This window comes from Enterococcus gilvus ATCC BAA-350, from assembly GCF_000407545.1.
Lineage (GTDB): Bacteria > Bacillota > Bacilli > Lactobacillales > Enterococcaceae > Enterococcus_A > Enterococcus_A gilvus.
In genome coordinates this window covers 388186-405619 of the sequence record NZ_ASWH01000001.1, presented here as the reverse complement: position 1 = coordinate 405619, position 17434 = coordinate 388186, and the positions used below count along the sequence as shown (strand labels likewise).

Annotated in this window: 16 protein-coding genes; 5 read left to right on the top strand and 11 right to left on the bottom strand. The window is 37.5% G+C overall.

What is annotated here, in order from left to right; genetic code table 11:
- Positions 1–47 precede the first annotated feature (47 nt).
- Positions 48–1157, bottom strand: coding sequence for a tyrosine-type recombinase/integrase (locus I592_RS01950; protein ID WP_010781912.1), 1110 nt, complete (start codon positions 1155–1157; stop codon positions 48–50).
- A gap of 582 nt (positions 1158–1739) precedes the next feature.
- Here I592_RS01950 and I592_RS21355 point away from each other — a divergent pair.
- From I592_RS21355 to I592_RS01945, 4 genes are all read left to right on the top strand, one after another.
- Complete coding sequence (locus I592_RS21355) at positions 1740–1877, top strand: hypothetical protein (RefSeq protein ID WP_010781913.1); 138 nt, start codon at positions 1740–1742, stop codon at positions 1875–1877.
- Positions 1878–1894: 17 nt separating this feature from the next.
- Positions 1895–2041, top strand: coding sequence for a hypothetical protein (locus I592_RS21540; RefSeq protein WP_010781914.1), 147 nt, complete (start codon positions 1895–1897; stop codon positions 2039–2041).
- 39 nt (positions 2042–2080) lie between these two features.
- On the top strand, positions 2081–2239 hold the full coding sequence (locus I592_RS21350; protein ID WP_010781915.1) for a hypothetical protein: 159 nt from the start codon (positions 2081–2083) through the stop codon (positions 2237–2239).
- A gap of 155 nt (positions 2240–2394) precedes the next feature.
- Positions 2395–2802, top strand: coding sequence for a hypothetical protein (locus I592_RS01945; RefSeq protein WP_010781916.1), 408 nt, complete (start codon positions 2395–2397; stop codon positions 2800–2802).
- Between the two features lie 85 nt (positions 2803–2887).
- Here I592_RS01945 and I592_RS01940 read toward each other — a convergent pair whose 3' ends face one another.
- From I592_RS01940 to rlmH, 10 genes are all read right to left on the bottom strand, one after another.
- Positions 2888–4225 carry a dihydrolipoyl dehydrogenase family protein gene (locus tag I592_RS01940; RefSeq protein WP_010781917.1) on the bottom strand — a complete coding sequence of 446 codons (1338 nt, stop codon included), beginning with the start codon at positions 4223–4225 and terminating at the stop codon, positions 2888–2890.
- Between the two features lie 12 nt (positions 4226–4237).
- Complete coding sequence (locus tag I592_RS01935; protein WP_010781918.1) at positions 4238–4939, bottom strand: YoaK family protein; 702 nt, start codon at positions 4937–4939, stop codon at positions 4238–4240.
- A gap of 68 nt (positions 4940–5007) precedes the next feature.
- Complete coding sequence (locus I592_RS01930; RefSeq protein WP_010781919.1) at positions 5008–6177, bottom strand: cupin domain-containing protein; 1170 nt, start codon at positions 6175–6177, stop codon at positions 5008–5010.
- A 227-nt stretch (positions 6178–6404) separates the two neighbouring features.
- Positions 6405–7772: an MDR family MFS transporter gene (locus I592_RS01925; RefSeq protein WP_010781920.1), complete on the bottom strand. Its 1368-nt coding sequence runs from the start codon at positions 7770–7772 to the stop codon at positions 6405–6407.
- A 306-nt stretch (positions 7773–8078) separates the two neighbouring features.
- The gene (locus tag I592_RS01920) at positions 8079–10292 is read right to left on the bottom strand and encodes a BspA family leucine-rich repeat surface protein (protein ID WP_010781921.1); all 2214 of its coding nucleotides are present in this window, start codon (positions 10290–10292) and stop codon (positions 8079–8081) included.
- Positions 10293–11464: 1172 nt separating this feature from the next.
- Positions 11465–12568, bottom strand: coding sequence for a tyrosine-type recombinase/integrase (locus I592_RS01910; protein ID WP_010781923.1), 1104 nt, complete (start codon positions 12566–12568; stop codon positions 11465–11467).
- A 689-nt stretch (positions 12569–13257) separates the two neighbouring features.
- Complete coding sequence (locus tag I592_RS21900) at positions 13258–13485, bottom strand: hypothetical protein (RefSeq protein ID WP_244265144.1); 228 nt, start codon at positions 13483–13485, stop codon at positions 13258–13260.
- Positions 13472–13873: a DUF6287 domain-containing protein gene (locus I592_RS21345; protein WP_010781925.1), complete on the bottom strand. Its 402-nt coding sequence runs from the start codon at positions 13871–13873 to the stop codon at positions 13472–13474. Before I592_RS21345 ends, I592_RS21900 begins: the two co-directional genes overlap by 14 nt.
- A gap of 337 nt (positions 13874–14210) precedes the next feature.
- Positions 14211–14627, bottom strand: coding sequence for a hypothetical protein (locus tag I592_RS01900; protein WP_010781926.1), 417 nt, complete (start codon positions 14625–14627; stop codon positions 14211–14213).
- A 178-nt stretch (positions 14628–14805) separates the two neighbouring features.
- Positions 14806–15285, bottom strand: a complete 480-nt coding sequence (gene rlmH / locus I592_RS01895; RefSeq protein ID WP_010781927.1) for a 23S rRNA (pseudouridine(1915)-N(3))-methyltransferase RlmH — start codon at positions 15283–15285, stop codon at positions 14806–14808.
- Between the two features lie 416 nt (positions 15286–15701).
- Between rlmH and I592_RS01890 the strand changes: the two genes are divergently transcribed.
- Complete coding sequence (locus I592_RS01890) at positions 15702–17003, top strand: S1C family serine protease (protein ID WP_010781928.1); 1302 nt, start codon at positions 15702–15704, stop codon at positions 17001–17003.
- Positions 17004–17434 lie beyond the last annotated feature (431 nt).

Sequence of the window (17434 nt, the reverse complement as noted above, 5' to 3'; positions counted from 1 at the left end):
TCTTTCACACAATTGACGACTAATGACGGGTTAAACTATTTTTTTAATTAGTTTTGTGCCTTTTCCTTTTTCAAAATCGTTTCCTTCAAACTAGTGGTATCAGCATCTGTATAGATATCCAACGTCATCTGTGTAGAAGCATGGCCTAGCAATGCACTAATAGCGGTAACGTTCCCTTGTGCCTCCATGCACCTCGTTGCAAATGTATGCCGCAGTTGGTGAAAATGGATATTTTTCAATCCACATTCTTTTAATAATTGATGGAAATGATAGGTGATCAGACGAGGTTCTCGTGGGCGTTGAGTTTCTGAACAAACATAAGGACCCTGAGCTATGTTTTGTCTTCTTTTTAACAACTGATAAAGATCCGCTCCAATCGGTATTATTCGAACTGAATTGAGAGTCTTAGCAGATGCTAAAAGGAGTTCCGATTTCGCGTTGCTGCTTTCCTTGGGAATTCGTTGATAGGTATTTTCAATCTTTATCACTCGGTTATTTAGATCAACATCTTCCCATGTTAGCGCGGCTATTTCTCCAATGCGTAACCCTGCTTTCAGCGCTAATAGAATTGGCAGGCCTTTTGATAAAGGACTCTTCTTCGCCTGATACTCAAGTTTTTTCTCATCCGCTCGTGAAATAGAATGGACTTTCTCTCTTTTTTTCTTTGGCAATAATATATTTTTACAAGGATATTTAGTGATTTTTTCTTCTAAATATGCTTCATGTAACGGCTTTTTCATTATTTGATACGTCACATGGATGGTCGATGGCTGCAACCCTTCATTGATCCACGTCTGGACAAGCGTTTGAATCGTGTCCGAAGTTACTTGGTTTAACGGAATCTTCCCGATGTAAGGAAAAACATATTTATTTAACTTATATAGATAGGTTGCATACGTTGATTTTTTCAGAATAATTTTTCTTTTAGTCAACCAAGCTATACAAAATTCTTGATAAGTTATTGTACTCTCACCATTCACTTCTATAAAAGTTTGGTATTTTGCTTTTTCCATCATTAGCCGCTCTTTGACTTCGGTATAATTTTTTCCGTAAATGTATCCATAATGTATTTTGCCGTTTTCTTTTCTTCCTTTTTTATATCGACCTTCCCAGCGGTGGTCTTTTCTTTTATAAATATTTTCTCCTCTTTTTGACATTAAATATTCCTCCAAATTTGACGATTATTCTGACGGCGCATGGTAAATACTTATAAAACAACTATATGAAGTCGTTCTTAATCTTTTTCAATTAAAAACATCTGTTATGTTGATAAAAAATAACCTTTATTGTATACTCAGCTTGTAAGATAAAGGGTATTTTCTTGGTATACACAATACCAAGTTAAAAAAGATGCTAGAAGGATTTTTCTTTAAAAACGAAAAATCTTTCTAGCTTTTTTCGTTTTTTTATATAGTTCAAACAATACTTACGCCCAATAAAATAACTATTTTATAAAGATATTTTTGAAAATAATTATATAACATCCCTATTGTCCATTATTTTTAATGTTGTCTTATAATTCGTCAAAATCCGATCATTTTATCAATTATTCACTACATTTTCCTTAACAACTAGCTTTCAACATTGATCCTACGAAAAATACCAATTATGTTTCTTGAATCAACGTCTCCCTAATTTATTCCCTGAGAATTGTCTGATAAAACGACAGCATTCGTCTGATGTCGGGTTTTTATAAGCGTAAACTATCCTTATAAGCCAAAGAAAGAAGGTGTGAGGACATGTCAGAAGAACCATTTGAAGAACTTTCTTCTTTTTTGGAGAGTGAAGAATCTATTCTTTTGTTCGATCAGCCTGATTCTTTCGAGCATGAAAATACTAGCTATTTTGATTGCTATTTGGACTATCTAGGAGATTAAAAGGAGGTGCAGGATAGATGAGCTTACTAAAATCAGCAGTAAAATACAGTGCAGCGAAATCAGTGACGGATAAAGCCTTTGGTAAAGGTGCGACATCAACATTAGTAGCAGCTTCACTCGTCAAAAAAAGCAATGATCGTGGAAGAAAAAAACGTCAGAAGTAATTTGATATGGACATAGAATGACAAAAGGAGGCTTGTATCATGCGTTCAGAAAGAGATGGCGCCAAAGAAAATCGCCGATCCTTTGATCAAGCGAAGAATAAAGTAGAATTTGAGGCTGCGATTGATAAAAACAGAGAACAGGTAGCCGCTAAAAAAGAAGAAAAGGAAGAGAAACGGTACTTGAGAGAGCATAAGTAATCTATCTCTTCCTCAACGAAAGAGCCTCTCTTTTTGGAGAGCTCTTTTTTGTATTAAAAAACTCGAATTATCAATCACTCAACGTAAAAAATCAATTCATTTCTGTTATTGTTAAAATGTAAAAAAAAGAATCCCATGAACAATGAGGTGTATCAATGAAAAAAATAGTCGTTATCGCTGCCCTATCATTAAGTGTTTTATTCATTACTGGCTGTGCAAAGGCTAAAAACGAGACCACAAAAAAATCGGAACCGACACAGCAGTCTGTTGAGAAGACAGCACCGGTATTCAAAGGAACGTTGTCTGAAGCACCTGTTTTAGACAAGGACACGATCGTCTTAACCTTCAAACAGGTGGAGGCTGTCAACGATCCTGATGGCATTGGTAAAGCGTTTAACACAGATGGCGTTATTCTAAATGCTGATAAAAAAACAGTGTCTATGGATTACTTATCGAAGGGAAGCGAGATTGAATTTACGCTGAAGCATCCTGCTATCCTGACAAATTCGCTCCCTCCCCAAGTCCCAGGAAATTCGATCCAACAGATCACTGTCATCAAATAATTTCCCGAGGTACTCACAGAGAACACGATAAAAAAGAATTCTCGTTTGAGAATTCTTTTTTATGTCCACTTATTCATGAATACAGTTATTTCCAGAATCTGGTCAACTCGCCGGCTGGAGACGGATAGGCAAGAATTTGTTTTTTCAACTCTGCTTTTGTCCATCCAGCATGTAAAACCATGGTTATCTCATTGATCAGAACATCTGCTTCCTGACTGAGTGCAGCGGCCCCAACTATGCGATCGTCGCTTCGTCTAATAACTAGTTTTAAGAAGGCGATCGATTCGGCTTTTCGTTTACTATCCAGCCAGCCGCTCCTGTCGATCTCTTCGATACGAAATTCTTCTGGAGCAGCCAACGCTTCTTTCGTAGTCACCCCTACTTGTGCGATTCGCGGTTCACTAAAAATCGACATCGCTGCCAATGGATACTTGATCGGCGCCAAGTTCTTGTTTACCAGGTGTGACACGAGATATTCCGCTTGATAAGAGGCGAATGTCGCTAATTTTGGAACGGCTGCATTTGAACAATCTCCACAAGCAAAGATATGCGGCTGATTGGTTTGCAGATAGTCATTGGTAAGGATACCGTGATCGCCGTAATTCACGCCGGCTTTATCCAGCGAAAGCTGTTGGATTCTAGGTATTCTGCCTGCCACGTTGTACACCTTTTGTGTGTTGAACATGTGTCCCGAGGTTGTATGGACAATCAATTCTCCAGAATCTGTCGGCAGGATTTTTTCTACCGTTTCGTTGAAATCAAATTGGACGCTGCGTTTTTTATTGATCTCAATCAATTCCTCTACAAATTCCTGATCAAAATCCTTCAGCGCTCGCTCATTATGCTGCAGGATTCTTACTTTGCAGCCAAAAGCGGTCGCAATAGTGGCAAAGGCAAAAGAAATAATACCTGCCCCGATTAACAGCACCTCTTCTGGTAAGTCCTTCTGAGTCAAAAAATCACCGCTATTCGATACATACTCCTGACCTTCGAACGTAAAGGGACGATCTTCTGCTCCCGTCGCAATCACAAATTGCTCGGCAGTATACGTGATGCCGTCTACCTTGATTTCATGGGGTGAACAAAAAACGGCCTCCCCATAAATCGTTGAAATCCCCGCTTCTTTTAAAGAAAGCTGGTGCCGCATGTCCTCCGTATTTTCCATACTATCTATCCAGTTCATCGCATTGTTCCAATCTAATTGAACCGGTGTCGTGATGCCCTGCTGTTCCAATCGCTGATTTTGCAGCGCATGCTGGGCAAGGGTGACCAGTTCCTTTTTCCGGGTACTTCCTGCGTTATAGACCACGCCGCCAAAGGCAGTCGACTCGACCACAGCTACTTGTTTCCCGGCTTTCGCCAAGCCAAAAGCCGCGGTCAAGCCAGCGATGCCGCTTCCGATAACAATAACGTCAACAGTCATTCTTCATTCCTCCTAAACTGGATCTACCGAGATCACTTTGTCTTCAACCTTTATTATTTTTGAATAGCACGCGATGCCAATTAAAACGAGCGCTGTAAACCATAAAGATTTTTCCCCGTAGTTGCTGGTCAAAACCGTTCCTATCAATCCACCACCAGCGAACCCTAAGAGAACCGATAAATACAGCCAACAGTTTTTCCAGCCATCTTTCACACCAGTGATCCCTTGGACTAAATAGTTAAACGCCAATTGGACATTTAGTGTGACCGCGATATTTCCATACAGCATGCCGTCAATTTTATGGAACGCATTGCCTTGCATCCCCGCAAGAAATGAAATCGTCATACATAATGCCCGGATACTTAAGCTCTTGTTTACAGGGGCACAGCCCAGAATGACGATGATAAAAGCTTCGATCAGTAATATTTCCACTGCCCAAATCTTTTTCTTTTTGTTTCCTGCTTTTTCGATTATCGCTGTCACCATAGCACCCAATCCAAAGCAGAGGATCGTAAAGATCACTGTCTTAAAATGGTCCTGATCCCCTTTCGCGATCGTCTGCCCAAGCAGAATGATATTTCCCGATTGAACCGTACTAAATGATTTTCCAATAAAATACGTATAGCCATCCATTGATCCCGCAGCGATCGCTAATAAACAGGCGATCCACGGTAATTCCAACACAGGATACGTTGGAACTCTTCGATTTTCCATTTCTTCATTCCTCCATTTAAAAAACCAGAAAAAGTAAAAAGAACACTTCTTTTTCTGGTCTTACGAATTTATTCTTTTGGTTGTTTGTACCAGACAACTGGCTCTGGCTTGTCAGGATTCGGCAACGATTCTGCAAATTGTTTCGTGACATTTAGATGATCCGCCACCATTTGAGAAGGCGATGTTCCTAACCATTTATTCAACGACACATCGGAATACTCAGGATTTTTAAATACTTCAACAAAGCGAAGTGGTTCATCTCCGGTATTTTGCACATAATGTCCAGCTACGATGGGAACTACGCCAACATCGCCTGCCTTAAAGTCAAATGTGCGGGCCAAACCAGCAGAATTGAAAACAGACATTTTCGCGCTTCCTTGAATATAGTATTGCCATTCCGCAGCTTTCGGATGCCAATGCAGTTCACGCATGCCGCCAGGTTCAACTTCTACGAAGGCGGCGGAGATTGTTTTAGCCGCTGGAAAAACAGTTTGATCTACGATTTTAACTTGTCCAGCTTCTGAAACGATAGGTTCCAACGTATCAATATGGAAAGTGAAAGGTGATGGTACTTCCCCTAGATTACTTGGGCGATTCACTCGATCTATCGATTCTGGTACGTTGGCTTTAAAAATATATTTTTCAGACTTAGGAAAACTTTCTAGGTCACTACGCTGTTTTTTGAAGTTTGCAGCAACGATATCCGCAGGTGTATGCGCCAGCCAATCCGACACAAGGAAAGTATTGTTTTCCGAGAAGTCCGGCTCACTGAATACCAATAAAAACTCGCAGCCTTGATCCAACGCTTGGATGGAATGTGGGATTCCTGCTTCAAAATTCCAAATATCGCCTGCTTCTACATCGTCAATAAAGCTGCGTCCGTGCTCATCGATCGCTGTCACTCGTGCATTTCCGTAGAGCATCAAGCCCCACTCCGCTTCTTTGTGCCAGTGCATTTCCCGATACGCGCCAGGCTCTAAACTCATATTTACCCCGGCAACATCTTGCGAGATGGGCAATTCACGATTGGTGATCTCACGTGTCCAGCCACCTTCTTCTAATCTTTGATGCGCATCCGAATAGCTGAAGCGCAAGTTGTTCATTGTTCCGTGGTCTGTTTCAGGCGGTACCAAAATATCTGGGTTTTCTTGATCCCTAGAATGATTCCGCGGTCCGTGATCGATCCAGCCCTTTCCATCTGTTTCTCTAAATGGTTCATTGTTTTTTTGCATGTTCATATTCCCCTTTCTGTACTTACAAGACTTATTTTAGCGATCTACAGAGGGAATACTTTGCGAGTTTTGTCGGATTTCAAGACAAAATTGACTCAAATGAATTTCAACGAGAGACAGCAGTTGAACATACGCAGGGGAGACGACGCCTAAAAACTAAAAAAGGTCAGGCATCTATGATTGGATGCCTGACCTTAAGTAGAACCAGCGGAAAATATGCACAAAGGACATTTTTACGCCGCGTGTTTCGGAAGCTTAAACGAAAGAACTAATGCAATGATACAAAAGAAGGAAGCCACATAAAAGGAACCATGATACCCAGCGAGTAGCGTTTTCGAAGAACTGGATGTATTCGTAATCAGGGTCATTACGCTGATCATAATCGCAGTCCCTAGCGAACTAGCCACTTGCTTCGTTGTTTTATTGATAACAGAGGCATCTCCCAACTCCGTATTCGGCAGAGCATTCATCCCAAATGTGGTGACGGGCATCAATACCATCGAAATCCCGAACAACCTAAAGGCATAAAAAGTGATTATCAGCGCCATGGGTGTGGTCGCTTGAATAAAAACAAAGAGGAAGGTAAATACCGTTAAGAAGGACATACCGACGATACTTAACCCTTTCGCGCCATATTTATCAAATAACTTTCCGCTTATTGGACTCATAATGCCTAACACTAAAGCCCCCGGCAATAAAGAAAGTCCCGATTCCAAAGGAGATAACGCACGGATATTTTGAATGTACATTGGAATAACCATCTCAAAACTAATCATAGCCATATTCGCAATAGCTAATAAAATACAAGAGATCACGTACTCATTTTGTTTGAAGGGCTCCAAACTCAAAAACGGATTTGCTAATTTCTTCTGTCTGCGTACAAATCGATAGATAAAGACGCTTCCTAACACGATACTCGCACCTAATAACACTTTATTCGCATGCTTGGCCGAGATCAATGACAAGCCATACAGCAGCAGACCCAAGCCCAAACTAGATTCAATCACCGATAAACAATCAAGTTTTGTCCTTCTGATCGGCAGCACCGGTTGCATAAAACAAACTGTCAAAATCAAAACAACAAGAATGATCGGAATCAACATTAAAAAAAGGACATGCCAATCATACTTTGTCAAAATGAAGCCAGACAAAGACGGACCGATCGCAGGGGCTAAGCCGATAACGATGCCCGCGATTCCCATGATAGTCCCACGCTTATTTTTTGGCGATAAATAAAGCAATACCGTTTGAAAAAGCGGCATCGCGATACCCACGCCAATCGCTTGAATCACCCGCCCAAATAATAGCTGAGAGAACGAACCCGCAATAGAACAAAGAATCGTGCCAGCCAAAAAAATAACTTGCGAAAGACTATACAAGTACTTGGCATTTATCTGATGCAATAACCATCCAGACAATGGAATCACCACCGCCGTAACCAGTAAAAAACCCGTCGTCAACCATTGCACATAATCAGTTGAGACCGATAAATCTTTCATTAACGATGGGTATGCCGTATTTAATAGCGTTTGATTCAGGAACATCGTAAACGACCCCAGCAGCAATGTTAAAAATAAACGCTTTGTTTGTTTAGTAGCCATTTCAGAACGTCTCCTTTGAACAATAAATCAGTAGCATTTATTGAAAATTAAGTCATCTTGTCGTTGTAAACGTAAGTATAAGCGATTCAAAAACCAATCAAATTTTGAAATTTGTCTAATTACACGACAATTTTTCTGGAATGTATTGTTTTAAGCAACAACTCAATTGATGTCCCATAAATAAAGCAAATCAAGTGAATACGTGATAATTAAAATAAAAAAGAATTCTCTATTGAAAGAGAATCCTCTTTTACTAATTGTGTTGATTACGATAGAACACACACTAAGTCATTGAAATAAAATATGTTAGAATCCAGCTTTTAAGGCTGTCCACAAAGAACTATCTTTTGATTCATCTCTCCAACCAGCTTTTACTACATTCTTGTGTTCTTGCAAATCAGTTGTAAAGTTATGACTTCCGGCAGTGTGCACGTCTGGATTAAATTCTCGATATATTTTTACATCGCCTTCCGAAACCCACGTGTAATTATTGTCTGTTTCATGACGCCACCCCTTTTTCACTGCAGCATCTGCCTCAGATTTATTTGTTGTATAAAAATGCTCACCACTATTTGGGTTATAGATACGGTACACTTGTTTTTTTCCTGCACTATCTGCTTGAACAGGTACATAAAAGGCTGCTCTACCATACTCGTTTTTTGGATTCGTTTCTACTTTCCACCCCTTCGCTGCAACTTTGTCTTTCTCATTTTTATTTTTAGTTAGTAGATGATCCCCGTTATTTTTATTATATAAGCGATAGACAGCTGCTCCAAATTTTGCTGTGAAGGTCGTATCGTTATTAATAACAATATTTTTCGGATTGACTATCTTTCCATTCTGGTACCAATCTAAGAAGTAGATATCCTCGATATTGCTTTTATCAGCTACAGCATTTGGTAAATCAGTTACCTTGCTCCCCTTAGGAATATCGATAGTCGTCTTCCCTTGTAAAGATCCACCTTTGCCAGCATTAAATGTCACTTTTACTGTGTCTACTTTCTTGTCTTCAATTGTCAATTTAACTACTTTAGACTGACCGTCAGATGTACTCAACGTAACATCATAAACACCAACATGATTGAAATCTACTTCAGAGAAATCGATAGCTACTTCTGTAGGATTCCCGTTCTTGTCTGTAGCAGAAGCTTTAAAGTCAGAGGCAGTAGGTTGAGGATCACCTATAGTCATTGTATAGTCTGCGCCTTCTAAAGTTACAGGTTGCCATACAAATGTTTCTACATTTTGAGAAGGAGAACCTTGACTTAAAGTTTTAGAATCAACGACAATGTCTCCTAGCGGTTTTTCTGCAGTCCCCATACCGATAGTTTGCCAATTCCCTGTGTAATTATCCCCTTTTTGTATTGCAGGAATATAAAAGCCATTACCAGTGTTATTTTTATCTACCATTTTAAAATTAGGAGAAAGGAATAGTTTTTTTAAATTCACAGTGCCCTTAAGTAGACTGTCAGTGTCCGCCGCTTTATCATTATTCCAATTAGATAAATCAAGTTCCTTTAACCCTGAGTCACCATCGAACATCCCACTCATGTCTCCCATATTGGAAACATTCCAATTGCTTACATCTAATTTCTCAATATTGGGAAGCCATTTGAGCATACTATTTGAAAGAATCACACTGGAAACATCCCAGTTGGAAACATCTAACTCTGTTAAACGTTCAGAAGCCATAAACGTGGCAAACATATTTGTGACCTTTGACGTATCCCAGTTGGAAACATCTAAGCTGGAAAGTCTTTGATTATAGAAAAAAGTTTTGTCTAAACTTGTAACTTTAGAGGTATTCCATTTGGAAACATCTAAATTGTCAATAGAGGTACATCCATTAAACATATTACTCATATCATTGACATTGCTGGTATCCCAGTTAGAAACATCCACCGTTTTTAATTGATAACATTGATAAAATACACCTACAGCTCTTTCTAATTGAGAAACATCCCAATTTGATGTGTCTACTTGTTGTAAATTATAGTCATTTTTGAATAAAAAACCCAGATCTTTTACGCCAGAAACATCTATGTTACTTCCATTTTCGATTGTGGTTAAGTTATTTAAATCTGAAAAAACTCCGTAACGATCAGAATTAACCCATGCAGAAAAAATTTTCACTGGTCCGGATACAATTATTTTCTCTATAGAATCTTTATTTAATTCAGTCATAGATGCTATAGGCTTACTTAACTGCCCCTCAGATAAAGTAAGCGTTCCATTTTCAAAAGTCCATGAAGAAGTACCGTTTACGCCAGTAAGAATCCCCGCATCTACTGATGGAATTGTGTTTTCATTTTCATTAATTTTTTCTTTATTCGTAGTAGGTTCATCATTTGAAGAATTCATAGTTGATTCTTCAGTTTTTTCAAGCGAGACACTTGTATTTCCAAGATCAGAATTAGTTGTCAATTTCTCACCATTTGTTGTAGCAACACCAGCAATGGGCGCCACTATTTGAGACGTTATTAGAAGTGCGAGTGTAAAAATTTTAGTACTTTGTTTCATATTAGTTCCTCCTACTTTTTATTAATTGAGCTGTTAGATAGAATATCGTCACAACAAAAAAGGTATGAAATGATAGAAAATTAGCAGTGCAATGTTAAAACAAAAGGTGCTGTTTCCGAAAAAACCGGTTCCATAAGCTAGAAGCTATTTACTCAAGTCATTTAATCATTGCTTTAAATTACCTTTTTTCGTGTGAAGTATTTTCTTTATTGAATATAGGCAAAATTATGTGTTGTAAAATACAATATATTTTGAAATCGCTGTATAATAGGACTACACGCATAACTGTCTTTTACTAGAAAATATAATCCTATCTTTTGGGTATTAAAAAATAATTTTTTTTAACTTTATACTCCTCAAATTACTTTCTATAAATCTTTACCTATTTTATGAGTAGTTCATTATTTTTTTCGTATATCAAAAAAAGATTTACGATGAATCGATCCCTTCGATCATTGATAGTATTAAATAAGAGCTATAAAACAAATTTTTGGAGAGCTTTTTACACACTCTATTCAAATATGATGTTTTTGATCTAAGTAAATTATTTTTTACGGTCAACGGTTTATGTGCAATCCTTGTATCCAATTTCAAAACAATTTTATTTCTATCACTTTCTGTACTTAACCTATTGATAGTCGAAATTATTTGGTAATTTTTATTATGTCTAACACTTTTATGTCTTACCTTTGTTAGGTAGTCTGTATATAAGATTATTACTAGTGTTTCAAGTTCTAATTGAACATCATAAAAAAACAGAGAATACTTCCTTTTATCTCTCAATTCTGTATGAAAAAAAATCGATACATCATTCATTAAAATCTTATTAATACCTGTATTTACATCAAACAAGATGTTTCTAAATGGGGCAAAAATAATAGTTCCTCTATTTATCCTTGCATAACGATAATAGATACTTAATCTTTGTGACGAAAAATTTCGTTTCCCATTCTCTACATTTTCTTCTAATACAAATATCAAATTCACTTTTCACTCCTGATAGATAAATTTGTAATATGAAATGAAAACTTCATAAATAGTTTCATGTATCGATTCAGATCATTTGTGATTACTTGGTATTACGTATACTTGGTAATTATTTGAAGAGCACTGATAATATAAGCTTTATTGTCACAAATGACGGCTAATGACGGTGCACAAATTTACTTTTTTTACGCTTCTTCTTTTTTCAAAATTGTTTCTATCAAACTAGTGCTGTCAGCATCCGTATAAATATCTAGCGTCATCTGAGTAGACGCATGACCGAGAAGTGCACTAATGGCAGTAACATTCCCACTTGCTTCCATACACCTTGTTGCAAAGGTATGGCGCAATTGATGGAAATGGACATTTTCTAATTCACATTCTTTTAGTAATTGATGAAAATGATACGTAATCAGGCGAGGCTCTCTTGGATACGTATTTTCAGAACAAACGTAAGGTCCTTGAGACTGCGCTTGCTTTCTTTTCAACCACGTGTGTAAATCTTTTCCAATTGGGATTTTTCGAACAGAATTAATTGTTTTTGCTGGCGCTAATAATAACTCTGATTTCACACTATTCGAATTCTTAGGGAGTCGCTGATAAGTATTTTCAATTTTTAGCATTCGATTAGTAAAATCGACATCCTCCCAAGTTAGTGCTGCAATTTCACCAATTCGTAATCCTGCCTTCAAAGCTAACAGTACGGGAAGACCTTTATCTAAAGAACTCTTCTTCGCTTGGCACTCAAGCGTTTGTTCATCAGCCCGTGAAAGAGCACGTACTTTTCTTTTCTTTTTCTTTGGTAATAAAATATTTCTACATGGGTATTTGACGATTTTTTCTTCCAAATAAGCTTCATGAAGCGGCTTTTTCATTATTTGATATATTACATGAATCGTCGATGGCTGCAGATTTTCTTCGGCCCAAGTCTGAATAAGGGTTTGAATAATATCCGGTGTAAGTTGATTTAAGGGAATTCCTCCGATATAGGGGAAGACATATTTATTTAGTTTGTATTGATAGGTGGCGTAGGTGGACTTTTTTAAGATGATTTTTCTCTTAGCCAACCATGCCAAACTAAATTCTTGATAAGTTGTTGTATTTTCACCATTTACTTCGATGAATGTTTGGTATTTTGCTTTCTCAAGAGCAAGACGTTCTTTAACTTCAGAATAATTTTTTCCATAAATATACCCATACTTTATTTTTCCATTTTCATTTCTTCCTTTTTTGTATCTCCCTTCCCAGCGGTGATCTTTTCTTTTATAAATGTTTTCTCCCTTTTTTGACATGAATTTATTCCTCCAAATTTGACGATTATATTGACGGCGCATAATAAAAGCTTATAAAACAGCTATATGACAAGACTTTTAATCTATTTTCAACAAAAACAACTGTTATGTTGATAAAAAATAACCTTTATTGTATACTTATTTTGTATAACAATAAGAACTTTCTTGGTATACGTAATACTAAGATTTTTTTTATTAGAATAAAAAAATAATTACATCGACTTTATCCATATATACTTATAAAAATAATCTTTCAAAAGATTTGAAATCAAAAAAACTATCCCCTTTCTACAATTATGTAAAGGATGGATAGTTTATTTTTTTTAAAACTGTCTTGTAATTCGTCAAAATTTTAGATTAACAAAGACTTCATAATGTTAACAACATCTTTTGATGTATCTGTTCGTTCACTCCCTCGTGATATAGCGATTTTTTCGTGTATCGAACATTGCTTGGTCCTCCTTTAAACACAAAAATAGCCTAATCACGACTTAGATGATTAGACTTCGGAATAATATATTACTTCTATTCTCATACTTTACCTCTACAATTTTAAAGAGAGACACTGAAAAGCTAAGTCTGACTTTTGCGACGAAATATTCTCATTCACTATTAAAATATTTAGCATCGAATAATTCGTCCAAAGTAACACACTCAGATTGTGTTATTTTCATAAAAAGATTGAACTTCTAATTCTCCTTGTAATAAGCAGTATCAGGAGTCCCACCTTTTTCTTTAGGAGCGAACAACATTGTTCCGCCGTTGTTTCCCATTATAATCCGATCTTTACTCGAATCCGTACCATCTTCATCTAACCCTTCGGAAGGACTAGTACCTTTTAATCCAAGCATCAAATTCATTCCATTTGGAGCCGGAGCTGGATCAAATGATAAATAAATTACGTTACTTTGCTTCACTGGCTCGTTTAATGTAAAGTGAGTTAATCCTCCCGACCCCATCTCCAGATAGCGTAACTTCACCATTGTTAAATATTAATTGATACCCATTTGAATTGGTCCAAGTCCCATTCATGGATCTATAATCACCACGCAATATAGCATTCTCTTCTAGACCAGTAGAATTAGTTTGTTTTTTCAAACTACTTGAAGTTACAGCAAATTCTTTTGAGGAAGTTGAACCCGTAATCACGTTCCTTTTCTCATTACTAGCAATTATTGGGCTAGAACTGACTTTATCACTGGTCTTCTTTGAAGAACTCGAAGAATTGGCTGAGTCATTTGTAGAACACCCCACCAATCCTATAGTAATAAATGCTGTCACTAGTAATAATTTTCTATTTTTCACAAGTATTCCTCCTGTCTAATTTGAAATAGTAATTCTAGTATTATATTCAAAAAAATTTTTAGTCAATTCATGTATCGTCAGATTATTCTAAGGAAATATTACTGTTGCTGATACTCCATGTATTGACCATCTTTTCCTACATGAATATCTGGAACTGCTAATGATAGTGTGCCATCTGTAGTATAAAATAAATAAAGCTTTGCTCCTTGCCAATCGGAAAATTCTTCTCCCGAATTTGATAACTGAGTATCTAAACTTATTTCAGTATTTATCCTTATATCCCTTTGAGGAGTTGATCCATACCCTCGAATAAAAATCTTTTTAGTCGTAGTATTCTTTATTTGGCTTTGTAGTCAGAAACATCGTTAAAATCAGTATCCGCATCGTGATAACTATGGGCTAACCTGACAGAATAAGCATCATCCATTGGAGTAATCAAAATAGAAATTCCACTATGAAGCGACCCTACGTCATTTCCTCTAGGCCTAAAGGTCATGTTTTGATTGTTAGTTACATCTACTCCATAAGGATATTCATCTTTGAGTTGATCGCTTGCTGGCTCTTCAGTACTAGGCTGTTGGCTAAAAACAGTTGTATCACTACTTTTTTGAGATTCCATAGTTTCATTCCTCGGTTCAGGATCATTATTAAAAAATACAATGAATAGCAATATCGCTAATATAATCCCTAGAAGAAAGACAATTGCATAGTTAAACCAATGAGATTTATGCTGTTGGCTTCTTGATTTATTCATGTGGTTCCCCCTAGTTTAAAGTACTCCTTCAAATATATTTTATACTAATCCCCTATACTGAGGAACAATTTAAATGTAGTTAAACGTGACATCGTAAAAGATAGAACAGAATCATCAAAGATAAATCAATCGTTTTTTGTTACATTCGTGATTAAAATAGCGGCTCAGAAAAATATCCCTATTTATGATACGGCTCCCCCGCATTGATCCGAAACGCGCGATAGATCTGTTCGACTAAAATCAAGCGCATCAGTTGGTGTGGATAGGTCATTTTACCGAAGGATATCAGGGTATTGCTACGTTTTAGGACTTGATCACTAAGACCAAGCGAGCCGCCGATAATGAAGACGAACTGACTTTTTCCACTGGTTTGAAGGCTGTCCAAGGTAGCCGCGAAGTCTTCGCTGCTAGGATTTTTTCCATTGATGGCAAGCGCAAAAACGTATTCTTGATCTTTGACCTTGGCTAAGATGCGCTCCCCTTCTTTTTCTTTGACTTGGGTCATTTCGGCATCACTGAGTTTCTCAGGGGCTTTTTCATCTGGAACCTCGACTAAGGTGATCTTGCAATATTTAGACAACCGCTTCGTATATTCATTGATTCCTTGAACAAGGTATTTTTCTTTCAATTTTCCTACTGAGATAATTTTGATATTCATCGTTACTCTCCTTATTTATAGTAGTTTCTTATTTTTCACGAGATCTTTTCCACGGAATTCGTTGCAATGGCTAGTGGAACTAAGTACTTTTCCACGAAGTTATGCACACTAATCACAGGTTTATCCCCAGATTTTCCACTATTTCAGCCTATTTTTAAGGTATTTAGGATGCAAACACACGTTTTCCACCGAGTTATCCACTTTATCCACATTTCTGTGGATAAGATTCTTCAAAGAATTAACAAACTTTTTCCTTAGTTTTCCACTATCTATGTGGAAAACAAGTTTTTTTATCATTTATCTACATTTTCCTACGAACCTTTTTCATAAAAAAGTCAAATCGGTGTAGTAGACTTAACTTACAAAAAAATACTATACTCAATATAACGTAAATCACAGAAGAGGTGGAGAAAAATATGGTAAGAAGAGATATTACCCCAACTCCCAAAAGGTCTCCTGGTTTTTTTAGACGTTTTGGGACGGGTTTAATAGGCGGGATTTTAGGAGCCGTTTTAACAATTGGAATTTTTTATGTGGCGAATGGTTCGCTGCTTTCTCCAACGAATCAAACGAACAGCGGTTCTCCAAGTGCTGGCAATACCAAAGTAAGCAACATGAAGGTGGATGTGAATTCCAATATCACAGAAGCCGCTGAAAAGGTCCAAGGTGCAGTCGTTTCCGTCATCAACCTGCAAAAACAGCAATCACAGGGCGGCTTAGGCGGCTTCTCTGATATTTTCGGCAATGGAAATGATCAGAAACAATCAGAAGGAAGTGACGGACAGCTTGAAGAGGCTTCTGAAGGTTCCGGTGTTATCTACAAAGTAGAAGGCAATACGGCTTATATCGTCACCAATAATCACGTTGTTGAAAAACAAGACGGCCTTGAAGTTCTGTTAAAAGATGGGGCAAAGGTTAAAGCAAGTTTGGTCGGAACCGATGCTTATACGGATTTAGCGGTCTTAAAAGTAGAGTCTGACAAAGTAGCAGATATCAAGCCTGCTGCCTTTGGGGATTCAAGTGCCTTAAAAGTTGGCGAACCCGCTATCGCGCTCGGCTCTCCTTTAGGGTCACAATATGCAAACTCTGTCACTTCAGGGATTATTTCTTCCTTGAATCGTCAAGTGGTCAATCAAAACGATGAGGGCCAAACCGTCAACATCAATGCGATCCAAACAGATGCTGCGATCAATCCTGGGAATTCCGGCGGTCCATTAGTCAATATGGCTGGACAAGTAGTTGGGATCAACTCCAGCAAGATCGTTCAAACGCAATCAAATGTCAGCGTGGAAGGGATCGGTTTTGCGATTCCAAGTAACGATGTCGTGAATGTCATCAACCAATTGGAACAAGGCGGCAAAGTCGTTCGTCCAGCATTAGGAATCACAATGGTCAGCCTTTCGGATCTTTCTACTGAACAGATTAGCGAAATCGTCAAAGTTCCTAGCTCAGTCACTCAAGGGGTCGTAGTCAATGAGGTTCAACCATCTACTCCAGCGGACCAAGCGGGCTTGAAGAAATATGATGTAATCACTAAAATCGATGACAAAGAAGTCTCTTCCGGTGTCGAGCTGCAATCTGAATTGTACAAACACAAAGTTGGCGACACGGTGAAGATCACTTTCTACCGCAAGGATAAGAAGGAGACTACCTCTGTCAAATTAAGTATTGATTCAAATTCATTAAAAACGGCGAAAAACCAGCAAGGCAACAACTAGAAAATCGATCTCAATTTGCAGCCAAACTTAGTATCCACTAGGTTTGGCTTTTTTGATGCTTCAAACATAAAAAAATACTGAGAACCCCCACGGAAGTGCAACTACTTTTTGATACAAAATAAAAAAGAAAACTTAACAAAATACGTTTCTATAAAATCACAAAGATTGCTACCTACAAATTCTTTAATGGCAATGTATCCGTAAGTATATGAATTTCATTTCACAATTTTGTGCTTGAAATCCTTAATTTGACAATCGCTGGAAATAATTTAGATTATGTGGTCTAAGAAGTTAAGTAACTAGCCATATTGAAGGAACTATAAAAAAAGATAGTACAAATATACAGAATTATTCCTGTTTGCTTTCCAATGTTTTGTGCTTTTTTCAATATCATAGCTTGTTTCCAATTAACTGCTAGTAACTTTCCCTAT